The sequence below is a fragment of the Cohnella massiliensis genome (assembly GCF_900169535.1).
GTDB classification, from domain to species: Bacteria; Bacillota; Bacilli; order Paenibacillales; family Paenibacillaceae; genus Cohnella; species Cohnella algarum.
In genome coordinates, this window is record NZ_LT821259.1 from 51,028 (window position 1) to 75,448 (window position 24,421).

Annotated in this window: 20 protein-coding genes, 1 pseudogene and 1 CRISPR repeat array; of the genes and pseudogenes, 19 read left to right on the forward strand and 2 right to left on the reverse strand. The window is 57.1% G+C overall.

The window, feature by feature from the left end; translation table 11 throughout:
• Nucleotides 1-215 precede the first annotated feature (215 nt).
• From B7E11_RS14270 to B7E11_RS14285, 5 genes are all read left to right on the forward strand, one after another.
• Nucleotides 216-1,352 (forward strand): NAD(P)/FAD-dependent oxidoreductase, encoded by a 1,137-nt coding sequence (locus B7E11_RS14270; protein WP_080835754.1) that lies wholly within the window; start codon nucleotides 216-218, stop codon nucleotides 1,350-1,352.
• A 408-nt stretch (nucleotides 1,353-1,760) separates the two neighbouring features.
• Nucleotides 1,761-1,910, forward strand: a complete 150-nt coding sequence (locus B7E11_RS29575) for a hypothetical protein (protein ID WP_176220757.1) — start codon at nucleotides 1,761-1,763, stop codon at nucleotides 1,908-1,910.
• Between the two features lie 26 nt (nucleotides 1,911-1,936).
• Nucleotides 1,937-2,248 (forward strand): hypothetical protein, encoded by a 312-nt coding sequence (locus tag B7E11_RS14275; protein ID WP_139787202.1) that lies wholly within the window; start codon nucleotides 1,937-1,939, stop codon nucleotides 2,246-2,248.
• A 5-nt stretch (nucleotides 2,249-2,253) separates the two neighbouring features.
• Nucleotides 2,254-2,907: a PspA/IM30 family protein gene (locus B7E11_RS14280; RefSeq protein WP_080835758.1), complete on the forward strand. Its 654-nt coding sequence runs from the start codon at nucleotides 2,254-2,256 to the stop codon at nucleotides 2,905-2,907.
• Nucleotides 2,908-3,647: 740 nt separating this feature from the next.
• The gene (locus tag B7E11_RS14285; RefSeq protein ID WP_080835761.1) at nucleotides 3,648-6,947 is read left to right on the forward strand and encodes a DEAD/DEAH box helicase; all 3,300 of its coding nucleotides are present in this window, start codon (nucleotides 3,648-3,650) and stop codon (nucleotides 6,945-6,947) included.
• On the opposite strand, the gene B7E11_RS14290 is transcribed toward B7E11_RS14285, so the two are convergent.
• Nucleotides 6,907-7,170 (reverse strand): helix-turn-helix transcriptional regulator, encoded by a 264-nt coding sequence (locus tag B7E11_RS14290; protein WP_080835764.1) that lies wholly within the window; start codon nucleotides 7,168-7,170, stop codon nucleotides 6,907-6,909. The two genes, B7E11_RS14285 and B7E11_RS14290, sit on opposite strands and share 41 nt — an antisense overlap.
• A 9-nt stretch (nucleotides 7,171-7,179) precedes the next feature.
• On the opposite strand from B7E11_RS14290, the gene B7E11_RS30995 reads away from it, so the two are divergent.
• Nucleotides 7,180-7,287 carry an S-layer homology domain-containing protein gene (locus tag B7E11_RS30995; protein ID WP_425430076.1) on the forward strand — a complete coding sequence of 36 codons (108 nt, stop codon included), beginning with the start codon at nucleotides 7,180-7,182 and terminating at the stop codon, nucleotides 7,285-7,287.
• Nucleotides 7,288-7,510: 223 nt separating this feature from the next.
• On the forward strand, nucleotides 7,511-8,101 hold the full coding sequence (locus B7E11_RS14300; RefSeq protein WP_080835770.1) for an NADPH-dependent FMN reductase: 591 nt from the start codon (nucleotides 7,511-7,513) through the stop codon (nucleotides 8,099-8,101).
• Between the two features lie 671 nt (nucleotides 8,102-8,772).
• On the opposite strand, the gene B7E11_RS14305 is transcribed toward B7E11_RS14300, so the two are convergent.
• The gene (locus tag B7E11_RS14305) at nucleotides 8,773-9,762 is read right to left on the reverse strand and encodes an EamA family transporter (protein ID WP_080835773.1); all 990 of its coding nucleotides are present in this window, start codon (nucleotides 9,760-9,762) and stop codon (nucleotides 8,773-8,775) included.
• A gap of 147 nt (nucleotides 9,763-9,909) precedes the next feature.
• Here B7E11_RS14305 and B7E11_RS14310 point away from each other — a divergent pair, with 147 nt between their 5' ends.
• The 12 genes and pseudogenes from B7E11_RS14310 to B7E11_RS14365 all read left to right on the forward strand — a co-directional run bounded on the left by B7E11_RS14310 (nucleotide 9,910) and on the right by B7E11_RS14365 (nucleotide 24,317).
• Entirely contained in the window at nucleotides 9,910-10,308 is a 399-nt protein-coding gene (locus B7E11_RS14310; protein ID WP_139787203.1) for a hypothetical protein, read from the forward strand.
• Between the two features lie 307 nt (nucleotides 10,309-10,615).
• A pseudogene (locus B7E11_RS14315) lies at nucleotides 10,616-11,156 on the forward strand (carbohydrate ABC transporter permease); the annotation flags it as partial.
• Nucleotides 11,153-11,983, forward strand: coding sequence for a carbohydrate ABC transporter permease (locus B7E11_RS14320; protein WP_080835780.1), 831 nt, complete (start codon nucleotides 11,153-11,155; stop codon nucleotides 11,981-11,983). The pseudogene B7E11_RS14315 and the gene B7E11_RS14320, both read left to right, overlap by 4 nt.
• Before the next feature lie 147 nt (nucleotides 11,984-12,130).
• Complete coding sequence (locus B7E11_RS14325; protein ID WP_080835783.1) at nucleotides 12,131-13,210, forward strand: AI-2E family transporter; 1,080 nt, start codon at nucleotides 12,131-12,133, stop codon at nucleotides 13,208-13,210.
• 644 nt (nucleotides 13,211-13,854) lie between these two features.
• Nucleotides 13,855-14,760 (forward strand): hypothetical protein, encoded by a 906-nt coding sequence (locus B7E11_RS14330; protein ID WP_080835786.1) that lies wholly within the window; start codon nucleotides 13,855-13,857, stop codon nucleotides 14,758-14,760.
• Nucleotides 14,761-15,014: 254 nt separating this feature from the next.
• On the forward strand, nucleotides 15,015-15,785 hold the full coding sequence (locus B7E11_RS14335) for an ABC transporter ATP-binding protein (protein WP_245809729.1): 771 nt from the start codon (nucleotides 15,015-15,017) through the stop codon (nucleotides 15,783-15,785).
• The gene (locus B7E11_RS14340) at nucleotides 15,773-16,525 is read left to right on the forward strand and encodes an ABC transporter permease (RefSeq protein ID WP_080835789.1); all 753 of its coding nucleotides are present in this window, start codon (nucleotides 15,773-15,775) and stop codon (nucleotides 16,523-16,525) included. Before B7E11_RS14335 ends, B7E11_RS14340 begins: the two co-directional genes overlap by 13 nt.
• Nucleotides 16,526-16,537: 12 nt before the next feature.
• Nucleotides 16,538-18,076: a sensor histidine kinase gene (locus B7E11_RS14345; protein WP_080840822.1), complete on the forward strand. Its 1,539-nt coding sequence runs from the start codon at nucleotides 16,538-16,540 to the stop codon at nucleotides 18,074-18,076.
• Nucleotides 18,054-18,746 carry a response regulator transcription factor gene (locus B7E11_RS14350; protein WP_080840823.1) on the forward strand — a complete coding sequence of 231 codons (693 nt, stop codon included), beginning with the start codon at nucleotides 18,054-18,056 and terminating at the stop codon, nucleotides 18,744-18,746. Before B7E11_RS14345 ends, B7E11_RS14350 begins: the two co-directional genes overlap by 23 nt.
• Before the next feature lie 297 nt (nucleotides 18,747-19,043).
• Nucleotides 19,044-20,618: direct repeats of the CRISPR family, unit length 33 nt; unit sequence GTCGCATTCCGTATGGGATGCGTGGATTGAAAT.
• Between the two features lie 147 nt (nucleotides 20,619-20,765).
• Nucleotides 20,766-21,212 carry a nucleotidyltransferase domain-containing protein gene (locus tag B7E11_RS14355; RefSeq protein WP_080835792.1) on the forward strand — a complete coding sequence of 149 codons (447 nt, stop codon included), beginning with the start codon at nucleotides 20,766-20,768 and terminating at the stop codon, nucleotides 21,210-21,212.
• Nucleotides 21,202-21,615 (forward strand): HEPN domain-containing protein, encoded by a 414-nt coding sequence (locus tag B7E11_RS14360; RefSeq protein ID WP_080835795.1) that lies wholly within the window; start codon nucleotides 21,202-21,204, stop codon nucleotides 21,613-21,615. Before B7E11_RS14355 ends, B7E11_RS14360 begins: the two co-directional genes overlap by 11 nt.
• Before the next feature lie 281 nt (nucleotides 21,616-21,896).
• On the forward strand, nucleotides 21,897-24,317 hold the full coding sequence (locus tag B7E11_RS14365) for a CRISPR-associated helicase/endonuclease Cas3 (protein ID WP_080835798.1): 2,421 nt from the start codon (nucleotides 21,897-21,899) through the stop codon (nucleotides 24,315-24,317).
• Nucleotides 24,318-24,421 lie beyond the last annotated feature (104 nt).

Here is a 24,421-nt window from a genome sequence, read left to right on the forward strand (position 1 = left end):
GCACGGCTGATATTGTTGTTGGGGAAGCGCTCTGCGCGATGTTTCGACGATCCGAACCGGCTTGGATGATCAAGTATGGAATCCGTCCCGAGAACGAAAGTTCTTCGGGACTTTTTTGATTGGCCGCGAAGGCGGTCGGCATTCTGTATAATGGAAGAAGGACGATATCGAGCGAACCTAAAGCAATCCGGTTCACCTAGAGGAAGGGAAGACCCATGAAAAAAGTCATCGTCATCGGAGCGGGAATCCTCGGCGCGTCGACCGCGTACCAGTTGGCCCGAATGGGGGCGGAGGTTCTCCTCATGGACCGCAAGGATCAAGGACAAGCCACGGACGCCGCTGCCGGCATCATTTGCCCCTGGCTGTCGCAGCGGCGCAATCGGGCATGGTACACGCTGGCGAAAGCAGGCGCGCGATATTATCCCGAGATGGTGGAACAGCTGCAGGAAGAAGGGGAGACCGAAACCGGCTATGCCCGGGTCGGCGCCCTTGGCGTTCATCGCGACTTGGAGAAAATCGGCAAGCTGGAGGAGCGGGCGCGGCTGCGCAAAGAAGACGCTCCGGAGATCGGCGAGATTGCCGTCCTGGACGAGGAACAGACCCGGAATCTCTTTCCATTGCTGGCGGAAGGCTATTCGTCCGTCCGGATCGGCGGCGCTGCCCGCGTAGACGGCCGCGCGCTACGCGACGCGTTGATCCGGGCGGCGCAACGAAACGGAGCCGTCCTGATCCGCGGGGATGCGGCGCTTACGTACGACTCCGACCGCGTCACGGGAGCGGCCGTCGGGGGAACGAGCTACGAGGCCGACGTCACGATCGTTTGCGCGGGCGCTTGGGCGAGCCGGCTGATGCGGCCATTGGGCATCCGCTTCAAGGTCGGCTATCAGAAAGCGCAAATCATGCACCTTCAAGTTCATGGGGAGCACGACACGGGCGCCTGGCCCGTCCTGATCCCGCCGACCGATCAATACGTGCTGGCATTCGAAGGACGGAAAATCGTCATCGGGGCGACGCACGAGAACGACATCGAAGACTACGATACGAGGATCACCGCAGGCGGAATGCGGGAGCTATTGGAGAAAGGCTTGGCCCTGGCTCCGGGCTTGTCCGACAGTACGTTTAGCGAGATGAGGGTCGGGTTTCGCCCGTTTACCCCGGGTTTTCTGCCGGTTATCGGCGCGATCCCGGGCTGGAACGGTCTTCTGACGGCCAACGGGCTCGGGGCGTCGGGCTTGACGGTCGGGCCTTATTTGGGAAGCCAGTTGGCGAAGCTGGCGTTGGATCGGCCTCTGGAACTCGATTTAAGCGATTATGACGTACGCAACGCGATGGAGGAATTCGGGGCCCAATAAGGCAGCACTATCGCTTGCCGGCGACAGACTGGGGATTTCGTCTCCTTGTCTGTCGCTTTTTTTGCGTTTGCTCGTCCATGGGCAACGAATAGCGCCTTGACAGCTCCAAACGCTTGTCGAAAAACTCGTTCCGATGCCCCCGATGCCCGCCGTGTCCATGTCTTCCCTCGCGCATAACCGGTTTTCCTCCTTTTCCCGTATGCGAACGTACAGAATTTCCGTATGTATACGAATGTATGCGCGGTCCGGGTCGTTTGTCAAGAACGGCTCGTTCCGCCCGAAAAAAACCTTTTAAGTTTCATTAAAGGTTCCAGCCTTACCATACAGACATAGACGACAGCCCGGTCGCCGGGAAAAAAGGAACGAGAGCGGCACGGGCGCGTCGACAACGGAAAGGAGGTGAGTGCAATGAAACGATCTTCGGTTTTAATCGGTATCGCGATCGGTGCGATTTCCGTTCTGGTCGTTCTGGCGGTTTTTAAAGTTCGGCTCCCCATCCCGGCCAGGAATGGAACGACGTCTTCCGCCACGGTCATCGCGGCTACGCGCCCTTTATGAAATCCGAGGGTCGCCCGGAATTCGGCATGGATTCGTCATGGCCCGTCCTGCTTCGAATCGCGTTCCTGATCGGCGGCATCGTTCTTTTCGCCAAGGCGAAGGGAATCCTCCGATGGACGGGAGCCGTATTCGCCGCTTTTTGCGCCATGAGCCTATTTACGCCCCTGTGGGGGATCGCGATGATGGTCGTCGTTTACATGGTTTACAGGAGAATCGCGAATAATCGCCGGCATGAAGCGCCCGGAGCGATTACCGTATTCCCTTCTTCGATAGAGACGCGCGCAAGCCGGGGCCGGTTCCTGGACGAATGGGAACGCCAACAACATAAGGAGGACTGATTGGAATGGGAATTTTCTCTAGAGCAAAAGATATCGCAGCCGCGGACGTACATCGTCTTCTCGATCGGGTGGAGGACCCGGTCAGCATGGCCAAGCATTATATCCGCCAGCTGGAGGAGCAGATCGACAAAACCCGTTCGGCACTGGAAACTCAACTTGCGGCCGAACAGCATTACGACGTGCTGGTGGCGAAAAACGGCCAGGTCATCGACAAACGCGCCCGCCAGGCCGAGCTTGCCGTCGAGCGTGACCAGGACGACATCGCTTCGCTTGCCATTCAGGAGAAGCTGCACCATTCGAAGCTGCAGCAAACGTATTTGGAGCAGCGCGATGCGGTCCGGAAACAAACGCTGGCGCTGCGCGAAGAGTTGAAGCGGCTTCTGGACCTGCATAAGGAGCTGAGCGACAAGCTGACGTTCCTTCTGGCGCGGACGAACGCGATGAACGCTTTGCGCGCGACGGCGGCCGTGTCCTCGGCTGATGCCGGAAAAATTTCGCGCGGCTTCGAGCGAATGGAGCAAAAGGTGATGCGCCTTGAAGCGGGGACGATAGCTTATCGGACGATGGATTCGATGTCCGCCCGCCTGTCGGACTGGTCCGATCAGGACGAGGTGCAGGCGGAGCTGGCCCGGCTCAAGGCCGCCAGGAAAAGCTCCTGATCCCGCGGCGGCGTTAGGCCCCGGTTGCGCTGAGCCCGCGGTTGCGCCGAACCCCGCGGCGTAGCTGCCCTGACCGAAACCGGCTCCCCCTTACGGCATTGGCGAGGATCACCGGGGCACCGGTACGGGGTCAAGATCGTCCGGGCCGCGATCAGGGAGTTGGGGGTTCGGCGAAATCGTCATCGAGTGACGCCGTTCGTCCCATTTTATGGGGAGCTCGGCTATGGAGTCTGGAGAAGCTAGGCCAAAACGAAAAGCAGCTCGAACGCGAGCCCCTTGAAGAAGGATGACGGCGGAGCGAACAGCAGGCAGGCAAAAGAACCTTCGAAGCCGAACGCGGGTCGGCTCGAAGGTTCTTTGCGACGCGTACAACTCACCCGCCATCCGCAAGCAATTGAGTAAAAATGACTCACCTCGCCGCCTCCGCATGTCCGCGGTCGATCCAGATGAGTCGTGGTGACTCATCTCGCCCCGTCCAACGCATGAAGCTGCCTGAATTTGAGTAAAAATGACTCACCTCGCCGCCTCTGCATGGATTCACAACCAAAGTTTGTATATATTCAGATAATTCAAAATATTATGGATCGGCGTTTCGGGCGGGGGTATCCGTTGTTTCGATTTTTCACTCGTTTGATGCCGGGCAAGCCGGATATTCTTCCGGCCGCGATTTCTGTTACTATTAGAAAACGGAGTTTTATCGCGCCTCATTCGGATGAGGGAAGAGGCTGAGGGGACAAGACATGAGCGTTCAACTTACGGAACGGATGATTCAATCGCTATGCGGAGCGAGTTCTTACCGGAAGGGACAGGCCTGCCGGAGGGCGGGAAAGGTATCGCTGACCCTCGCCGAGACGGATGCCGGGCGCTCGGTTTACGAAGCGGCCGTGAAGGACAACGGCAATTGCCGGGTCGTCGTCGAAATTCGGCGGGATGGGAATGTCGCAGCGGAATGCGCTTGTTCCGCGAACTTTTCGTTCGATAAATACTGCAAGCACGTCGCCGCAGTTCTGCTGCAAATCTTGGCGAACCAGCGATTCGGGGAGCCGGCCGGCGAACGGCCGGCGTCCGAAGCGTCCGAAGCGTCCGAAGCGACGAACGCCGACGCTCCCCCGGACGCGGAAGAGACGCGGCGGGTCAATCGCGTGCTGGACTTGTTTCGGCACCGGCCGCGGACCTCCGGAGGCTCCCGATCCCTGTTCGAAACCCGAACGCCGCTGGAAGCCGAGTTTGTCGTCGCGCCGTACCTGGCCGGCCCCCGCCGGCATTTGCTCGGGATCGAGCTTCGGATCGGGCCGTCCGGCCAACACGCCGTGCCGGACATCCGGGAGTTTCTCGGCCGTTACGAACGGGGGGAAGAGCTGGCCGTCTCCCGCCATTTCGCATACGATCCGGCCCGGCATTGCTTCGCCGCCGCGGACGACGCGGTTTTCGCCGCGCTCATCGAGGTCCGGCGCCACGAGAAGCTGCAGCGCGAAGCGGCCGGCGCCTTGTACACGGGCGAAGTCGGCGATACGCGGACGCTGCCGATCCCGCCTTTTGCCTGGGAGGCGGTCGCCTCCCGGCTGGCCGAAGCGCCGCGCGCGAAGATCAGGCAAGGCGAGCGCGTCCATGACGGCGTTCGCTATGCCGACAAGCCGCTTCCGCTGCGGTTCGAGTTCGATCGGGACGAAGACGGGAGCTATCGGCTCGACATCCGCGGACTGAACGACATTCACGTTCTCGAAGCGTACGGGATGGCGCTGACGGAAGGGGGCTTCGCGAAGCTGGGCCCGGAGGAAGGCAAACGGCTGGCCGAACTGCAGAAAACGATGCGAGTGGGCGAAGCGGACCGGCTCCGGATTCCGCCGCGGCAGATGGAGCCGTTCATGGAACGGGTCGTCCCCGGCCTGATGAAGCTGGGAGAAGTGCACATCGCGCGGGCGGTTTCCGACCGCATCGTGCAGTCCCCTTTGGACGCCCGCGTTTATTTGGACCGCGTCCGGGATCGGCTTTTGGTCGGACTGGAGTTCCAATACGGCGACATCGTCATCAATCCGCTGGAAGATCCGGACGCGCGCCGGGGGGAAGCCCGCATTCTCGTGCGGGACGGGGAGAAGGAAGCGCGGATTTTGGAGCTGCTGGAGGCGGCGGCGTTCGCCAAAACCGAGAGCGGTTTTTTCATGCAGGACGAAGAGAGCGAGTTCGATTTTTTGCATTTTATCGTGCCGCAGTTGGAAGAGTTGGCCCGAATTTACGCCACGTCCGCCGTCAAAGAAAGACTGTACGCCGGAAATCCGTCGCCGAACATCTCGGCGGAGCTGGATGAGCGCACGAATTGGCTGGAGTTTCGCTTCCGGATGGACGGCATTCCCGAATCGGAAATCCGCGACGTCATCCGTTCGCTTGCCGAGAAACGAAAATACCACCGGCTGCCAAACGGCGCGCTGCTTCCTTTGGATTCGGCCGAGTTTCAAGAAATGATCCGCTTCCTGAACGAGATCGGGCTGCCCGAAAGCAAAACCGGGATCGGCGACTCGTTCGCTCTTCCCGCCGCCCGCGCGCTTCACCTGCTCGATGCCCGCGATCGCGAGGGCGGCGGCATCGTCCGGCTGGGCAAGTCGATCCGGCGGCTGCTTGCGCATTTACGGAATCCGGATCATCTCGATTTTCCCGTGCCGGGATCGCTTTCGCCCGTGCTGCGGGACTATCAACAGTTCGGCTACCAATGGCTCAAGACGCTTGCCCATTACCGGTTCGGCGGCATTCTCGCGGACGATATGGGACTTGGAAAAACGGTGCAGAGCATCGCCTTCCTCGTCTCCGCGCTCCCGGAAATCCGAGCCCGCAAGCAGCCGGCTCTCATCGTTTCGCCGGCTTCGCTCATGTACAACTGGCTGAGCGAGCTGCGCAAATTCGCGCCCGGCGTCCGGGCGATCGCCGCCGACGGCGCCAAATCCGCACGGATCGCGGCTTTGAAAGAAGCGGCGAACGTCGACGCCGTCATCGTCTCCTACCCGCTGCTGCGCCGGGATATCGCGCGTTATGCGGAGCTTTCGTTCCATACGCTTTTTCTGGACGAGGCGCAGGCGTTCAAGAACGACGCCACCCAGACCGCGCGAACGGTCAAGTCGCTGCGCGCCGAGCACCGGTTCGCGCTCACCGGAACGCCGATCGAAAATTCGCTGGAGGAGCTGCGGTCGATTTTCGACGCGGTTTTTCCCGGACTTTTTCCGGACCGGAAAGCGTTCGGCGAGCTTTCGCGCGAGACGATCGCGCGGCGCGCCCGCCCGTTTCTGCTGCGGCGGCTGAAAAGCGACGTGCTTCGGGAGCTTCCCGAGAAGATCGAGTCGATGCAGGTGTCCGAGCTGCTGCCGGAGCAGAAGAAGCTTTACGCGGCTTACCTGGCCCGGCTCCGGAGCGAAACGCTGAAGCATTTGGACGAGAACGGCTTTCGGAAGAGCCGGATCAAAATTCTGGCCGGCTTGACGCGGTTGCGCCAAATCTGCTGCCACCCCGAGCTGTTCGTCGAAGACTATGCGGGCGGCTCGGCCAAGCTTGAGCAGCTGCTGCAGACGATCGAGGACTGTCGCAGCGCGGGCAGGCGGATGCTCGTATTCTCCCAATTCACGGAGATGCTCGGGCTGATCGGCCGCGAGCTCGGCTATCGGGGCGTGCCGTTTTTTTACCTGGACGGCGGCACGCCGGCTTCCGAGCGGGTCGAAATCTGCGCGCGCTTCAACGAAGGCGAGCGCGATCTTTTCCTCATTTCGCTCAAAGCCGGCGGCACCGGGCTCAACCTGACGGGCGCGGATACGGTCGTGCTGTACGATCTCTGGTGGAATCCCGCCGTGGAGCGGCAGGCCGAGGATCGCGCGCACCGCATCGGCCAGAAGAAAGTCGTGCAGGTCATTCGCCTCGTCGCCCAAGGCACCGTGGAGGAGAAAATGCACGAGCTGCAGCAGAAGAAAAAATCGCTGATCGCGGAAGTGATCCGGCCCGGCGAAGAGGCGCTTTCCGCGCTCACCGAGCGGGACATCCGCGAGCTGCTGGCGATCGAATGAGCGGCTGTTCGGCTTTGTTTTTGTAATCGCTGGGACTGTATCCGGTATACTGCTTGAACACCTTGCTGAAATAGAAAGGGTCCGCATAGCCGACGTGCTCGGCGATTTCCTTGATCAGCACGAACGGATGCTCCTTGATGAACCGGCAGGCTTCCTCCATGCGCAGCTGGACGAGATAATCGGGGATCGATAGCCGGAACGCGCGTTTGAAAACCCGGTTCAAATAAGCCGGATCGGGAAGGGAATTTTGAAAGGCCTAGGAGACGGCCGTTTCGCGCCGAGAGCGCCGACGAGCCGGGCGGAAAGCATTCAGGCCATCCGCGGCGCTGTTGGAGCATGACGCGAAGGAGCCCGGCATCGCCAACGTCTAATTGCTAAATGAATCGATTGTAAGATGCTGCAAGCGGCTCGCCGCTCGCAGCTTTTTTTCGGAACGATCCGCCCCTTCAAACTCGAGCGTCCAACTATCTCTCAAAAAACTAACTTGACACCACTAAATTCTATTTATATAATAACTAACAAAAAGTAATTATATGAAGTTTTCGGGAATGATGGTGTAGGTTATGGGTTTGTTGGATAAAATATTCAAAAAAGCGAACGAGGAGGAACAAACAATGGCAAAACTGAACATCGGCATTATTTTGGGAAGCACGCGCCAAGGCCGCGTAAGCCCGCAGGTGGGCGAATGGGTGAAAGGGATCGCGGACAAGCGCGGCGATGCGAACTATGAGATCGTCGATATCGCCGATTTCAAGCTGCCGTTTCTCGGGGAAGCCGACGCGCCGGGAATCGCGGCCTGGAACGAAAAGCTGGCCAGCCTGGACGGATTCGTTTTCATCGTTCAAGAATACAATCACAGCATTACCGGGGCGCTGAAAAACGCGCTCGACCTGGCACGCGAGGCCTGGAACAACAAAGCCGCGGGCATCGTAAGCTACGGATCGACGGGCGGCGCGCGCGCGGCGGAGCACCTTCGCGGCATTTGCGGCGAATTGAAAATCGCGGACGTGCGCACGCACCCGACGCTGTCGCTGTTTACCGATTTCGAAAACTACACGACGTTCAAGCCGCAAGAGCTGCATCTGACGAATGTCAACGCGATGCTGGATGAAGTGGTGGCATGGAGCGGCGCGTTGAAGACGCTGCGGCAATAAGCCGCCAATAGCAAATCCCCTCCGGAATGGCACGCATGCCTCCCCGGAGGGGATTTGCTATTTTGGCCTCGTTTTGCACCTATGGCCGCACGCGGTTGATTCAAAGTGACACATCTGATCGCCCCTGCCCGTACGGATCGCTCCATTTGAGTCGTGGCGACTCATTTCGCCTCGCTCTGTGCCTATAGCCGAACGCATTTGAGTAAAAATGACTCATCTCGCCGCCTCCGCACGCATGGATCGCCCCAGTTGAGTCGTGGCGACTCATTTCGCCTCGCTCTGTGCCTATAGCCGAACGCATTTGAGTAAAAATGACTCATCTCGCCGCCTCGGCACGCATGGAATCGCTCCATTTGAGTCGTGGTGACTCATCTCGCCTCGCTCTGTGCCTATAGCCGAACGCATTTGAGTAAAAATGACGCATCTCGCCGCCTCCGCACGCATGGATCGCCCCAGTTGAGTCGTGGCGACTCATTTCGCCTCGCTCTGTGCCTATAGCCGAACGCATTTGAGTAAAAATGACTCATCTCGCCGCCTCCGCACGCATGGATCGCCCCAGTTGAGTCGTGGCGACTCATCTCAACATTTCGTCCCGCCTTACCGTACCGCGATACTGAACTTGAACCGGCAAAGCCGATGAAACGACCCGCAAAGCGCCTGAACGTCTGCGGCTATTCCATCAACCGCAGCAGGAGCACACCGGCAATGGTGACGCCGATGCCGAGCAGCTGCGGGCGCGTGAACCGTTCCTTCAGGAACAAGCGGGTAAACAGAAGAATGAGCAGCACGTTCGTGGCGATGACGGCGGACACGAGTCCGGCCGCGCCCAACTTGAACGCGGGAAGGATAAGCATCATTCCGGAAGCGTTCGTCAAGCCGACCGTCATGCCCCACAGAAGCGTACGCCAAGCCGGCCAGCGCGGCGGTCGTCCGGGGTCCGCCTTCGTCTCAGCGGGCACCTTCGTCTCCGCAGCCGCCTTCGTCTCCGCGGCCGCGCTCGCCGTCGACCCGGCCGAGCGGGCGACCGATGCCGTGGCTTCCGGCGAATCCAAATCCGCGGCCCGGGGTTTTTCCCGTACCGACGTTTTGAACCAGACCGCGAAAAACAGCAGCGAACCCGTCGCAAACATCGTCGTCAGCGTAGGAAGCACCTCCGCGCTCCAGAGCTGGGATTGCTTGGACGACAAGTCGTTGGCCGCAAAGCCGAGCATCGCGAGAACGGCCCATTGCGCTCCTTTCAGATTGGACAGCTTCAGATCGTTGGAGTAACGAATGACGATAATGCCGAGCAGGATGACGCAGAGCGCGCCGAATTGCCAGACGTTTAGCGTTTCGTGCCATAGCGCGTACGCCCCGGCCGCGACGACGACGGGCGGCAGCGCGGTGATGATCGCGACGAGCGACGCTTTGCCGACGGCGAAGCCGCGGTACATCGCCATGTTGGCCACGAACGAGAACGTTCCCATCGCCATGCCGGTCATCGCGCCCCGGGTCCACGGCTGCCCAAGGAAGGCGTTGACGGCCAGCGTCAGGATCGTGCCGCACAAAAAAACGCCCAACAGCATCAGATTGCGATCAAGCGGCTTGCGCGACGACCACTGGTACAAAATGGCGCGCATGCCGAAACAGAAGGCTGCGGCCGCTGCGTACAAAAGCCACATGTTTTCTCAGAACCCCTTTGGTGAAGTAAACGCTCTCTAAGACGTTTCCTCCCTATAGTAACAGACTTCGGCACTGCCGCAATCGGTTGCGCCGGATTTTTGCCGCCAGTTGTCAGCGCGAGCGCAGTCCCGGATCGGAGACGCGTCTTGGTTGAGCGTGGAATCCCATTCGGCACAAGTGTTAACTTCAGTGGATTTTGTCCAATGAAAAGCCGCCCGGCGCACGAGAACGAAGAGTTACAGTGGATTTTATCCAATGAAAAAAAGCCTTTTCGTCCGGAATGGGATCCAAACGCCGATTTTCGTTGGATATTTTCCAGCATAGCCGGAGTTTTTCGCGTTTCCCCCGCTCCTCGCTGGATGTTTTCCAACGAAGGACGCGGAGGAACCCGGTTTGGACCGGAAAAGGGACAATCGGCGGCGGCGAAAAGCTGTTTTGGCCGAACCGATCGCACCCAGCCGGGCAAGCCGCCCGGCGCGCAGCCCGACCGCTCCCAGCCGGGCAAGCCGCCCGGCGCGCATATCGGCCAAGCTCGCGCCTGTTAGCGGCTGGCGTCCCCGGTGCGGCGGGGAACCGCCTGGCCTCCGTTTGCCGCGAAGGCGAAATTAAGGCGTGCGCAAACGGGCGGTACGAGGTTACAATCGAAGCGGGGACGTGCGGCCGCGTTCATGGGCCGGATCGAATCGTCCCCTGCTGAATACGACGACCGTAAGGGACGGCCGATCCGCTCCCGGCCGTACGGGAAAGTAAACGCTTGAACGATCGCTTGCGTCCTTTTTTCGCCAGGCTTTGCTTCCGGCGCATTCGCAGCCGCGTGCTTTTCGCAATGATAGCGCTTTCGGTTCCGCCGCTGTTTTGCCCACCGTCATGTCCTTCTTCTTCAGCATGACGAGGTGGACGCTGGCGGATTGGGAGTTTATCGGCTTTCAGAACTTCGCTACCTTCTTTCAGGAGCCTTCGCTCAGCATCGGCTTTTCGCAATATGCTCGCGTACGCGCTCGTCGACGTATGGAAAGGCGTCGGATTCGCGACGGTTATCTATATCGCCGGCATTATGTCGATTCCGTCGGATTATTACGAGGCGCTGCAAATCGACGGCGGCAACGCGTTCGATAAATTTTGGCGCATTATCGTTCCGCTCAGTCGTCCGGCGACGAATACCGTCATCATTCTGGCGTTCATCGGCGGCTTGCGCTCGTTCGATCTGATCTGGACGATGACGAAGGGCGGGCCGGGCTTCGCGACGGATTTGATCGCTTCCATCATTTACAAGCAGTATCAGGCCGGATTTTACGGGCTGGCGACCGCGGGCAACGTCATCCTGTTTCTGTTCGTGACGGTGCTGGCTTATCCGCTCTCCGCGTACTTGAACCGAAAAGAGGTCGACCTATGAACCGGAAACTCGGGAAGCTGGTTGTCGAAACGGTCGCGGTGCTGCTGTCCGTCGTCATTTTCTGGGTGCCGCTCTATTTCGTCGCGGTGAACGCGCTGAAGGATCCGAAGGAAGCGTCCGAGCTGAGCATGGCCTGGCCGTCCGTCGTCCATTTGTGGGACAACGTCAGGGAAGTGGTGACGGCGCGCGACTACATGCTGCTGCTGGCTTTTTACAACAGCACGCTGCTGACCGTCCTGTCGATCGCCGTCCTCATCGTCGTCTGCGCGATGGCGGCGTTCGTCATGCAGCGCAAAAAAGACCGGCTCACGCCCTGGCTTACGTTTTTCGTGCTGGCCGGCTTGATCATTCCTCCCGCGATCGTTCCGACGATCTGGGTGCTCGACGGCATCGGGCTGTTCAAGACGATGACCGGCCTGGTCATGGTCGAGGTGGCGCTCGGCTTTCCGTTCGGCGTGCTGCTGTACCGGAACTTCATGGCCACCATTCCGCGCGAAATCGACGAGGCGGCCATCATGGACGGCTGCGGCGGGTTCCGGCTGTTTTTCCGGATGATCCTTCCTCTGCTTCAGCCCGTTACCGCCACCGTGATCGTGACCTCGTCCGTTACGATTTTCAACGACTTCACGAATCCGCTCTACTTTTTCCCGGGCTCGAAAAACGCGACCGTGCAGCTGACCCTGTATAACTTCATGAACCAGTTCGTCTCCCAGTACAACCTGCTATTCATGAACATCCTGCTCATTACGATTCCGCCGCTCCTCCTGTTCCTGTTCTTCAACAAAAAGATCGTGGCGGGCATGACGGCCGGATCCGTGAAGGGATAAATTCCATCAAAAGCATTACCCGATGACCGCAGGTGTCATCGGGATTTTTTTTGGCTAAAATCGAATGTAACCGCAGCTTTGGTCGACACGTAAATGGAATGACCTGTATGATAGGAACAGGACATATGGAGATGACGGGGGAATAGGATGATCAAACTTTCAAAGTTTTCGCAATTGGGCTTCGGCATCATTATGCTGCTTGTGATCCTTTATTTGGGGTCGAAGGTCGATTTCATTTTCAAGCCCGTGATTTCGCTTTTTACCGTCATTACCGTTCCGTTGATGCTGTCCGCTTTTTTCTACTACCTGCTAAGGCCCGTCGTCGATTTTCTCGCCCGGAACAAAATGAACCGGACGGCCGCGATATTGCTCATTTATTTGGTGATCGCCCTCATTTTGGCGGGGTTCATCGTCGGCGTTTGGCCGTCGCTTCGCGAGCAGCTCGTCAATCTGGTCGAAAGCGCGCCGGATTTGTTCAACGCTTTGAGCAGGCAGCTGCAGGAATGGGAGCAAAACGAAGTGTTCTCGGGGCTCATCCCGGAAGGGACGAGCGTGATCTCCCAGGTGACCGAGTATTTGAACAAAGGGTTCACCTTCCTGACGGATTACGTCACCAGCCTGATATCCGTCATTTCCAACATTGCCGTCATTCTGTTTATTTTTCCGGTGATTCTGTTTTATCAGTTAAAAGAAGGCGGCAAGTTCGGCAAAGCGATCGTCCGATCCGTGCCCAAGCGATTTCAAGGCGATGCCGCCGAAGTCGTCGGCGACATCGACAACGCCCTGAGCGGCTATATTATCGGCAGGGTTATCGCCAATCTGGCGCTCGGCGTGCTCATGTTTATCGGGTTTATCCTGATCGACCTGCCGTACGCGCTGCTGCTCACGGTCATCGCCATCATTTTGAATTTCATTCCGTTCGTCGGAGCGTTCCTGTCGGCGATTCCGATCGTCATCATCGGGCTCATCGAATCGCCTACGATCGCGCTCTGGTCGCTGGTGATCATCCTGCTCGCCCAGCAAATCCAGGACAATCTGATCGCGCCGTACATTTACGGCAAGCAGCTGGACATTCACCCGCTGACGACGATCGTGCTCGTTCTCATCGGAAGCGACCTGGCCGGGATTATCGGCATGCTTATCATCATCCCCTGCTACATGATCGTGAAAATTTTGGCGGTCAAAGCGTACCAGCTGTTTTTCAAAGAGAAGTGGGAAAACGCCTAGCGGCTTTATCCCGGAACGACGGCCGGCCCGCGGTTCGCGCGGGTTTCGGCCGTTTTTTGTAAGTCCGCGCAGGCGTTCGAGGCAGAGACTTCGGCGCTGCCGGAGCGGATGTGGTGCACCCCGTGCGCTACATGGCGGGAAAGCGGCGCTGCCGGAGCGGATGTGGTGCACCCCGTGCGCTACATGGCGGGAAAGCGGCGCTGCCGGAGCGGATGTGGTGCACCCCGTGCGCTACATGGCGGGATAACGGCGCTGCCGGAGCGGATGTAGTGCACCCCGTGCGCTACATGGCGGGAAAGCGGCGCTGCCGGAGCGGATGTGGTGCACCCCATGCGCTACATGGCGGGAAAGCGGCGCTGCCGGAGCGGATGTGGTGCACCCCGTGCGCTACATGGCGGGATAACGGCGCTGCCGGAGCGGATGTGGTGCACCCCGTGCACTACATGGCGGGATAACGGCGCTGCCGGAGCGGATGTGGCACCAACAGTTGCTCGCCTTTTTTGATCCCCCCAATTAATCTTTTCTTAATAAATTGTTTCTCCTCTTTTAATGAGCGGTTTATCGGCAGTTTCGGAACCTCCTTTACGATGAAGTCATGGGAAGCGAAAAACCTTTCCGCACAACATTTAAGGAGGAAATCGAAAATGAAGAAAAAAACGGGATGGATTGGCGCAGGTTTGGCGGTAGGGAGCTTGATGATCGTATCGACGGCATTCGCCGGAGTCGGCGGCACGCCGGGTTACGACACGTACAAGGAAGCGCTCCGCCAGACGGCGACCCAATCGAACGAAACGCGGCTGGTAAACGTGACGCTGACGGACAACGGTTCGAAGCTGCTGGACGTGCGCTCGGTCATCAAAAGCGACGACGCGTCCGATGCGACGAGCGCGATTGTCGAGGTAAGCGGCCTGAACGGCGAGGAGCGTTACGAGGCGTACGGAATAGGGGAACGGACGGTGCTGAAATCGGCCGGAAGCGAGACGTATTACGTCAGCGACGACTCCGAAGAGGGCGAGACCGAAGACCGCGAGGAATGGAAGGATCAGGCGACCGAAATAAGCCAAACGACGGAAAACGTCATCGACGCGCTGGTCGGCAACATGAAGCAGTATTTCGTGGAGACGCCGGGAGTCGGCGATACGTCCAACATACGGGTGGAGCTGACCGGAAGCCGCATTCCGGCCGCGGTCAACGCCGTCGGCTCGCTGCTGATCACGGAAATGTCGCGTTACGACGAAGAGGAACCGAAGGACGGCGAGCCGGGCGACGAGGCGTTCGACGAGTGGGAGCGCGTCGTCGGCCAATTGCCGGAGCTTTCGTCCGACGTCCGGATCGACAGCATCGTGATGAACGCGGTGGCCGATCCCGACTATGGCATTACGGAGCACGATATCGCCATCTCGTACTCCGGCAAGGATGCGGACGGAAAGGAGCATACGGTCGTTTTGGACCTGGCGCTCGATACGACGGACATCAACAGCACGGTGCCGGACAAGATCGATTTGACGGGAAAAAACGTGGAAGTCATTCCGGATCGCGATAACGACTAAGGGTTCGGAACGAAGCAGCCCTGACTCCGGTTTGCGTAAGCGGCCGACCGCCGCCATGCAGCGAAACACCGCGTGCCGGGAGCCGGCGCGCGCGGTGCGTAACGATACCGGCGCGGCCGGAAATCCCCGCTGCGGCGCAGAGGAAACAGAGGACGGAAGCGAAAGCTTCTCTCCTCTTTCCGGCCGGGCGCAGGCTGTAGACCTAATCAGGCTGCAGATATAACGAGCTTTGAGGATAAGAGGAGGCGAGCGAAGTGAACGGAAACTTGACGGAGCCCCGGGACGAAATCGTGTTGGAACTAAAGGGACTGACGAAAAAATACCGCAACGGGCGCGGCATCGAAAATGTGTCGCTTCAGGTTCGAAGGGGCGACATTTACGGATTTTTCGGGCCGAACGGCTCGGGGAAGACGACGGCGATGAAGGCGATCGTCCGGCTGAGCCGGGCGGATCGCGGAACGGCCGTGCTGTTCGGCAATGACGTGGCCGAGCGTTACGAGCAAGCGATGAAGCGCACGGGAACGATGATCGAGGCGCCGGCGGCTTATGACTATATGAGCGCCTGCCGGAACCTGGAGCTGGCGCTGCGATATTACCCGGAGATCGGGCGGTCCCGGATCGGGGAAGTGCTGGAGCTGACCGGGCTTGCCCCCTATGCCAAGGAAAAGGTCGGAAACTTCTCGCTCGGCATGAAGCAGAAGCTGGGCCTTGCAAGCGCCTTGCTGTCCCGGCCGGAACTGCTTATTCTCGACGAGCCGACGAACGGGCTCGACATCGAAAGCATGGCGGACATGCGCGAGCTGATGCGCCGGCTGGCCCGGGAGGAGAAAATTACGTTTTTCCTGTCCAGCCACCTCGTTCACGAGATGGAAACGCTATGCAACCGGGTTGGAATCCTGTATAAAGGGAATATGATCGCGGAAGGCGCCATGCCGGAGCTGCTGGCCGAAGCCGGTTCCCTGGAAGCCTATTTTCTGGAGCGGATTCGGCACGAAAGGAGCGTGGAAAACGTATGCATGCCCTGAAAGCAAGCCTGGTCAACGAGATGTTCAAGCTCGCCTTGCGCCGAAAATCGCTGTTTTTCCTGGCGCTCTGCCTGCTCGTTCCGGTCGGCGCGGCGTTGACGCTGGACCGGGTGCAGGCCGGCTACGGCCTTGCCTTCGTCGGCGCGGGCGATTTGCCGATGCGCGTGCTCTGGCTGTTCACTTCGTTTCTGCTGCCGCTGATCGCGTTCATGACCGCCGTCGACCTGTTTACGGGCGAAGCGGAGGCGGGAACGCTGAAAACGGCGCTGACGCGGCCGGTCGACCGGTTTCGTCTGTACGCGGCGAAGATCGGCGCGATTTTCCTCTCGGTGTGTTTGTATACGGCTGTCGGTCTCCTTTTTTCGCTGATTTCGGCCTTGCTGCTGCAGGGGAGGGAAGATTGGGCGGCCGGCATTTTGCCGACGGCGACGGCTTTTGCCGCATCGGTGCTGCCGATGACGGTGCTCGGCGCGATGGCCGCTTTCGTGGCCCAGCTTTTTAAAAATACGACGGGCGCGTTGGCCGTTCTCATCGTCCTGTACGCGCTGCTGAAGCTTAGCGTGCTGCTGGTGCCTGCCGTGTCCGCCTATTTGCCGGTACACTATACCGACTGGCACCTTCTGTGGACGGACGGCCCGACGGCATGGCCGCAGCTGACCGGCATCTTCGCTTTGCTCGCGGCATGGGGGCTGATTTTTTTTACGGCCGGTTACGTTCTGTTCGACAAGAAAGAGTTATAGGGGTTGGAAAACATGTCGATTCGGTTGCGGCTTCTGCTGTCCTATCTGCTCATGCTGGCCGTGCCTTTGCTGCTGTCGGGCTTTGCGCTGCTCATTATGCTGGGCTCGTTCGCCGAGCATTTCGGCTCGGTTTACCGGCTCGATCGGTACGAGGGCAATCCGGTGCAGGCCATTTTGCGGCAAGAGGGAGCGGTCGTGTCGGACATCCGGCAGCACGCGGAAACCGATCCGTCCCGGATGCTGGCGCCCGCGACGCAACAGGAGCTGGACGACCGGCTCGGGCAGATCAATATGGGGCTTGTGGTCGTGCGGGGCGGGGAGCCCGCGTTCGTATCGCCGTCCCTCGAATACGAGCCGGAACCGGCGCGGCTTCCGAAGCTGCTCGAAAAGCTGGCCGCCGATACCGTCGAGAGCCGCATGCTTATTCTGGACGGCTGGCTGCTGTTCGACCAGATCACGATCCCTTTTGCGGACGGCCGGGAGGGGAGCGCTTTTGTCGTCATGGACCTGTATGTGTTCGGGGACTTTCTGGCCGACTTCCTGGGCGAATCCGTTCCCTGGCTGTTCCTGGCCATGCTCGTGATTTTCGTGCTGACGAACGGTTTCCTGACCTATTTCGTCTCCCGCAGCATCATCCGGCCGCTGCGCGAGCTGATGCGGGCCACGAAGGAAATGAAGGAGGGCAATCTCGCCGTAAGCATCGATACGTCCGGCCGGGACGAATTCGGCGATTTGAGCCGGTCGTTCGACGATATGCGCAGAAGGCTGAAGCAATCGGTCGATTTGCAAATGCAGTACGAAAACAATCGCAAAGAGCTGATCGCGAACATTTCCCACGATTTGAAAACGCCGATCTCTTCGATCAAGGGGTATGTCGAGGGAATCTTCGACGGAGTCGCCGACACGCCGGAAAAACTGGACCGCTACTTGCGGACGATCCACGCCAAAACGCAGCAAATGGACCGTCTGATCGACGAGCTTTTCCTGTTTTCCAAGCTGGACTTGAACCGTCTGTCCTTTCAATTCGAGCCGGTCGAGATCGCGGCGCTGCTGCGGGAATGCGCGGACGCGATGGCGATCGACCTGGAGAAGCGGGGAATCGAGTGCCGGCTGGCCGTTCCGGACGAATTGGAGACGCTGCGCGTTCCCGCGGACCGGAGCCATCTGAAGCGGGCGGTAACGAATATTCTGGAAAACGCCGCGAAATATATGGACAAAAATCCGGGCCAAATCCGCATCAAGGTCGGCGATGCCGGCAACTGGCTCGTCGTGCAGGTGGAGGACAACGGGCGCGGAATCGAACCCAAGGCGCTGCCGCATATTTTCGACCGGTTTTACCGGGCGGACCCGGCGCGCAATTCGGATCAGGGAGGCAGCGGATTGGGACTTGCCATCGTCAAGCAAATTATCGAAGGCCACGGCGGCCGGGTGGAGGCGCGGAGCGCGCCGGGTCAGGGGACCTCGATCTATTTCTCGCTGCCGAAGCCGGGAGCGGGAACGGCAAACGGGACGGAAGGGCGGATGAACGATGCAGCGCATTCTGATCATTGAGGACGATACGAGCATCGCCGAATTGCAGAGGGATTACCTGGAAATCGGCGGCTACTCGGTCAAAATGGAGCATACGGGGGACGGCGGACTGCGCGAGGCGCTGAACGGCCGTTACGATCTCGTCATTCTCGATCTGATGCTTCCGGGCATGGACGGCTTCGAAATTTGCCGCCGCCTTCGGGCGGAACGGGAAATTCCGATCATCATGCTGTCCGCCCGGACGGAGGATATCGATAAAATCCGCGGCCTCGGCCTCGGCGCCGACGACTACATGACGAAGCCGTTCAGCCCGGGCGAGCTGGTGGCGCGCGTAAAGGCGCACCTGTCCCGCTACGAGCGGCTGGCGAAGCCGGCGGAAAGCCGCCGGGCGGAAATCGCCATCCGGGGCCTCAAAATCGACAAAAACGCCCGACGCGTATTCGTGAACGGCGATGAAATATTATTGACGACCAAAGAGTTCGACTTGCTCGCTTTTTTGGCGGAGCATCCGAATCGGGTTTTTCACAAGGAAGAGCTGTTCGAGAAGGTTTGGGGGCTGGAAGCGAACGGCGACAGCTCCACGGTGACCGTCCATATTCGCAAAATCCGCGAGAAGCTGGAGTCGGTTCCGGCGAGTCCCTCGTACATCGACACCGTCTGGGGGGCGGGGTATCGGTTCAAGGTGGATTGAACGCTTCTTTTTTCCGGTTTAGATGCATCAGAAGGGAACAGGCTTTGTTGACGTTCGATGATACGGAACGCTAAAATAGAGCATCGGTTTTATTTTTTTGGCCGTTCAGAGCCGTACATATCTTGTGGTGCGAATGTGAAGCGCACATGATTTTCCCGGGGGATTCGCACCAAATTTCTGCAAAAATTTGGATATCCGACTGGCGGATTCACACTATTTGGTTTTATATTTGCGATAATAGCGCCATTATATTCACGAATACATGTATTTTTGGGGAATATTAGGCGAAAAATCGCTGTCGCATTCCGTATGGGATGCGTGGATTGAAATAATGATGGATTTATTGCGTTCTTCCAAGTAGCGGGTCGCATTCCGTATGGGATGCGTGGATTGAAATCCATTTGGCCTGCGCCTTCCCTAGGCGCTCGCCGTCGCATTCCGTATGGGATGCGTGGATTGAAATTGCGAGAGAGAACCGTTTCCGCAGCAAGTCCTCCGTCGCATTCCGTATGGGATGCGTGGATTGAAATTTGCCAAACTTTCCGCCTTTTTGGACGGAGCAGAAAGTCGCATTCCGTATGGGATGCGTGGATTGAAATGCATAGTTTCCACTCCCTTCATACTTCCGAACGATTGTCGCATTCCGTATGGGATGCGTGGATTGAAATCCTGCTGTTGAAGCTTAAGTCTTGCCCTGATGAGTCGCATTCCGTATGGGATGCGTGGATTGAAATGGTCACCTGCCAGAAATGTCGAACCCCATAAAAGTCGCATTCCGTATGGGATGCGTGGATTGAAATATTGCAAGCAGTTGCGAGGAGCAAGTTACACAGTGTCGCATTCCGTATGGGATGCGTGGATTGAAATAGCACGTTGTCCCAGAGCCACGTTGCCGCCGTGGTCGCATTCCGTATGGGATGCGTGGATTGAAATGATCACCGCAAGCTCTGCATGGGCGTCCTTAGCCGTCGCATTCCGTATGGGATGCGTGGATTGAAATCCGGGCATCGTGACGGCGTACAGCGTTACCTCGGTCGCATTCCGTATGGGATGCGTGGATTGAAATGATTTTCCCTTCTGCGTCAACGGACAGATAAGGTCGCATTCCGTATGGGATGCGTGGATTGAAATCTAAAACGCCGCAAGTCGAGGAGGAAACCAATCATGGTCGCATCCCGCATGGGATGCGTGGATTGAAATGTCCTGTTTCGGTTCGGAATTGGCTGGCGTGATATACGTCGCATCCCGCATGGGATGCGTGGATTGAAATTTCCAAGTCCGCTAAGTCGTCAAAGAGTGCTTTCGTCGCATCCCGCATGGGATGCGTGGATTGAAATGGCCCCATGATGACGTTTGTACCAACGACAAGCTGTCGCATCCCGCATGGGATGCGTGGATTGAAATCGTAAAGCTTGGCCTTGACGAAATATGACATCCCGTCGCATCCCGCATGGGATGCGTGGATTGAAATTTGCCGGCGAGCGGCGGCCCATAAACCAAATAAAGTCGCATCCCGCATGGGATGCGTGGATTGAAATACAGGATCGAATTGGGGAGAAATTGAAACGTTTGTCGCATCCCGCATGGGATGCGTGGATTGAAATGCTCGTCGTAATCCCACCCGCGCAGCCAGTAGGGTCGCATCCCGCATGGGATGCGTGGATTGAAATTCCCCGGTGATGACACGACCGTATTTTACTTTTGTCGCATCCCGCATGGGATGCGTGGATTGAAATTCGATCGCTGGTGCAGCCGCTTGTTGAGCGCCTTTCGTCGCATCCCGCATGGGATGCGTGGATTGAAATGGCACTAACGTCGAAGTTCGGATAACGCTTCTTGGTCGCATCCCGCATGGGATGCGTGGATTGAAATACTTTATGCTTACGCGAGTATATAATTATATAATAAAGATAGTCGCACCCTCCCGTGGGATGCGTGGATGAGATCTCGGCATCTTGGAAACAATGGTTATCCAGACAGTTCGCATCCCGCATGGGATGCGTGGATTGAGGTGGTATTATGGGAATCGAAAAGGTGCCTCAGGAGATGAAGGAGAAGCTCCAAAAGCTATTTAACGAGTATGGCCTGAGAGAGGGCCATCTTTATGCTGACCTAAGTTCTGGTGAGGTTGTAGTACGTACGAATAAAGCTTCGCCCGAAGATTTACAGTTGGCGAAAATCATAGCAGACATTTATGCAGAGAGGGACCCTGAAAATATTGAGAGGATCGTATTGTTCGGGTCAAGAGCTCGCGGGGATTCAGGCGCCAGCAGCGACTTTGATATCCTTATTTTAGTAGAAGAAGATAGTAAAGATATTCGTTCAAACATACGGGCGGGAAGGCGGCACTCAAGTAAATTTCCTATAGTTGATCTAGACTTGCTTATTTGTACGAACGAAGATTTTAGGAAGTCTACGATTTATGAAAGTGTTTTGAGGGAGGGAATCGTACTTTATGAGCGATGACTACAATGTTTGGTATGGAGGGGCAGAAAAAGATTTAATAGCAGCCAAACTAGTGTCGGATAGCGGTGTTAATCCTGAACTTGTTGCATTTACCGCATCTCTTTCTGCCGAGAAGTTTTTGAAATCTCTAGTGTTTTATAAAGGAATTGCGGAGTTTAGGTCACACGATCTGGAAGCTATAGCAGATAAATTAGAGTCAGCAGGAATGATCATTCCAGATCAAATCCGAAAATATTGCGAGGATCTGAACGACTATCCCATTAAGGCTAGATATTTAGGGATTGATGTAACGAATGAAATGGCTTCAGATGCGATAAGGTGCTGTGAAGGAATTCGTGATTTCGTAAGAGATGCAATTTCTCCCGGGAACCAAAGGGTAAAGGACTCTCGGCATGAAGGCTAACTCAAGGTCGCATCCCGCATTCCTGGATAGGGGTTGCGTCGTTAAGCTTTTCGCGGTAATCAATTCGCTCATAGAATCCACCACGTGACTACAAATAGCCATTAATTTATCAGATTCCCCAAAGTGGTCTTCTTTAAATTTCCTCCTCAACTAGTCCCCTCGCCAAAACAATCTATTTAAAATCAAATTATTACAGAAACATACGTTCGCTGGCAACCGGCTGTCAATTTTCTATGGTACATTAGGATCAAGAGAATCGATTACAAGTCGGGAGGGTGCCAATGAACTATATCGCACATATCCGGGGAAGCGACGGAAAAATTCAAAGCGTAGAAGCGCATTTGCTGGAAGTGAAGGTTTTGGCCGAATCGTTCGGAGCCAAAGTTGGCATCAAGCACATTGCGGGGCTGGCGGGATTGCTTCACGATATGGGCAAGTATACCCATGCATTCAGAGAATACATACAGCAAGCGGTGCAAAACCCCGATTCCCCGCCCAAGCGCGGCAGCGTGGACCACTCGACCGCCGGCGGGAAGCTGCTGTTTGAAATGTTCCACACCGGTGCGCCATCCCGATACGACTGGATTCTGGCCGAAATCGTCGGCAACGCCATTTTGTCGCATCATGGCTATTTGCTCGATTTTTTGAGCCCGGATCTGGAGTCCCCCTACTTGCAGCGCGTCGAGAAAAAGGAGCTGGACGAATTCGACCGGGCCAAACGGCATTTCCTTGCCAACGTCATGAACGAGACGGAATTTCGCTCCTATGTTGCCCGGGCGTCGGATGAGCTGCAGGGATTCATGACCAAACCTTCTCCGATATCCGACGAAAGCAAAGTCATGTTTTTGACCAAGTTCGTATTTAGCGCGCTGATCGATGCGGACCGGACCAATACGAGAATCTTTGAAGAAGGGGAAAAAGAGGAATCCAAGCCGGACCGGACAACGTTGTTTACGGTTTATTACGATAAGCTCATGGCGAAGCTCGATTCGTTCCGCGCTCGGGACGACGCCCAGCACCCGATTGCTCAATTAAGAAGGGACATGTCCGAACAATGCGAACGGTTTGCGGCCAAGCCCTCGGGAATTTACACATTGTCCATCCCGACGGGAGGCGGCAAGACGCTGGCCAGTTTGCGATATGCGCTCAAGCACGCTCAGGAATACGGGAAAAAACGCATTATTTATGTCGTTCCGTATACGACCATCATCGAGCAAAATGCGGAAGAGGTTCGCCGCATCCTGCAGGATGACGCTCACGTTCTGGAGCATCATTCGAACGTGGTCGACGATCTGCACGACGAAGACGAGCACGAGGACGGCATCGTCAATGAGCGGCAAAAATTAAAGCTGGCCAAGGACAACTGGGATTCGCCGATCGTATTTACGACGATGGTGCAGTTTCTGGACGTGTTTTTTGCCGCGGGAAGCCGGAACGTTCGCAGGCTCCATAACTTGAGCGAATCGGTCATCATTTTCGATGAAGTTCAGAAGGTCCCCGTTCGCTGCGTCTCCCTTTTTAACCAGGCGCTGAATTTTCTCAAAACCTATTGCAACACCAGTTTGATTCTTTGTACCGCTACTCAGCCCGCCCTGGATTTCGTAGAACATAAGCTGGCGGTCAACCCCGATGCCGAGATCATCGATGATCTGAACAGGGTCATCGACGCGTTCAAAAGAGTCGAAATCGTCGACCGGGCGACGGAAGCGCTGGATACCGAAAGATTGGCTGAATTCGTCCTGGACCAATTGCAAGAGGTTCGCAGCGCGCTCGTCATTCTGAATACCAAGGGCGTCGTCAAAAAGCTGTACGAGAGACTTGAGAAAGAGGAAATTCCACTTTATCACTTAAGCACATCGATGTGCGCGGCGCACCGGCATCGTATTTTGGAGAACGTCAGGAAGCATTTAAGGAACGAGGAAAAAGTCGTTTGCGTCAGCACGCAATTGATTGAAGCCGGAGTCGACATCAGCTTCGATTGCGTCATTCGTTCTTTGGCGGGGTTGGACTCCATTGCGCAAGCCGCGGGCCGATGCAACCGGCACGGCAAAAACGGCATCCGGAAGGTGTATGTGATCGACCATGCGGAGGAAAATCTGAAGCATCTGCCGGAGATTAAAGTCGGCAAAAAAGAGACTCAAAAAATTCTCGCCGACCTGCGAAAAGATCCGAGTCTTCACGGCGGCAGCCCGTTGTCCCAGCAGGCGATGCGCAAATATTTTCAGGAATTTTTTAAGGAGTTCGAAACGAGTCTGGATTACCCGATCCCGGCGCTAAGCAAAAGCGCGATCGAACTGTTGACGGTGCCGAGGCAGCATAATTCTTACTATCAGGCCTACAAGAGCAACGCTGGAGACGATCTTCGTTTGTTTATTGTGAACAGTTATCGGACGGCGGCGGAACGCTTTCAGGTCATCGATAGTCCGACCGTTTCCGTTCTGGTTCCATATGGCGACGAAGGCAAGGAGGTCATTGCCGAGCTTAGCGGAGGGACTTCCATAGCGGAGCTGTCAAAATTACTGCGAAGGGCGCAGCCGTATACCGTCAATTTATTCCGCCACGAACAAGAACGATTGGCGCAGAACGACGGTCTAGTCGGTTTGCTGGACGGGAAGGTATTGGCGTTAAAAGAAGGCGCCTATAACCGCGACTTCGGCGTCGATTCGGACAATGACAGCGGGTTCGCTGCGGGGATCATTTGATTTTTTCATCCGCGTTATGTGAGATAACGACCATTTGGTAAATATTTTACAATGACTGGATTTTAGGATAAAGTTGGATATAAAGAATGTCGAAACCAGAAAGG

What these genes read in the sequence shown, in the direction of transcription:
- B7E11_RS14355 (WP_080835792.1), top strand. Translation starts at nt 20,766, where the DNA reads ATGGGAATCGAAAAGGTGCCTCAGGAGATGAAGGAGAAGCTCCAAAAG.
- B7E11_RS14300 (WP_080835770.1), top strand. Translation starts at nt 7,511, where the DNA reads ATGGGTTTGTTGGATAAAATATTCAAAAAAGCGAACGAGGAGGAACAA.
- B7E11_RS14320 (WP_080835780.1), top strand. Translation starts at nt 11,153, where the DNA reads ATGAACCGGAAACTCGGGAAGCTGGTTGTCGAAACGGTCGCGGTGCTG.
- B7E11_RS14340 (WP_080835789.1), top strand. Translation starts at nt 15,773, where the DNA reads ATGCATGCCCTGAAAGCAAGCCTGGTCAACGAGATGTTCAAGCTCGCC.
- B7E11_RS14325 (WP_080835783.1), top strand. Translation starts at nt 12,131, where the DNA reads ATGATCAAACTTTCAAAGTTTTCGCAATTGGGCTTCGGCATCATTATG.
- B7E11_RS14350 (WP_080840823.1), top strand. Translation starts at nt 18,054, where the DNA reads ATGCAGCGCATTCTGATCATTGAGGACGATACGAGCATCGCCGAATTG.
- B7E11_RS14305 (WP_080835773.1), bottom strand. Translation starts at nt 9,762, where the DNA reads ATGTGGCTTTTGTACGCAGCGGCCGCAGCCTTCTGTTTCGGCATGCGC.
- B7E11_RS14365 (WP_080835798.1), top strand. Translation starts at nt 21,897, where the DNA reads ATGAACTATATCGCACATATCCGGGGAAGCGACGGAAAAATTCAAAGC.
- B7E11_RS14330 (WP_080835786.1), top strand. Translation starts at nt 13,855, where the DNA reads ATGAAGAAAAAAACGGGATGGATTGGCGCAGGTTTGGCGGTAGGGAGC.
- B7E11_RS14345 (WP_080840822.1), top strand. Translation starts at nt 16,538, where the DNA reads ATGTCGATTCGGTTGCGGCTTCTGCTGTCCTATCTGCTCATGCTGGCC.
- B7E11_RS14280 (WP_080835758.1), top strand. Translation starts at nt 2,254, where the DNA reads ATGGGAATTTTCTCTAGAGCAAAAGATATCGCAGCCGCGGACGTACAT.
- B7E11_RS14275 (WP_139787202.1), top strand. Translation starts at nt 1,937, where the DNA reads ATGGATTCGTCATGGCCCGTCCTGCTTCGAATCGCGTTCCTGATCGGC.
- B7E11_RS14270 (WP_080835754.1), top strand. Translation starts at nt 216, where the DNA reads ATGAAAAAAGTCATCGTCATCGGAGCGGGAATCCTCGGCGCGTCGACC.
- B7E11_RS14360 (WP_080835795.1), top strand. Translation starts at nt 21,202, where the DNA reads ATGAGCGATGACTACAATGTTTGGTATGGAGGGGCAGAAAAAGATTTA.
- B7E11_RS14285 (WP_080835761.1), top strand. Translation starts at nt 3,648, where the DNA reads ATGAGCGTTCAACTTACGGAACGGATGATTCAATCGCTATGCGGAGCG.
- B7E11_RS29575 (WP_176220757.1), top strand. Translation starts at nt 1,761, where the DNA reads ATGAAACGATCTTCGGTTTTAATCGGTATCGCGATCGGTGCGATTTCC.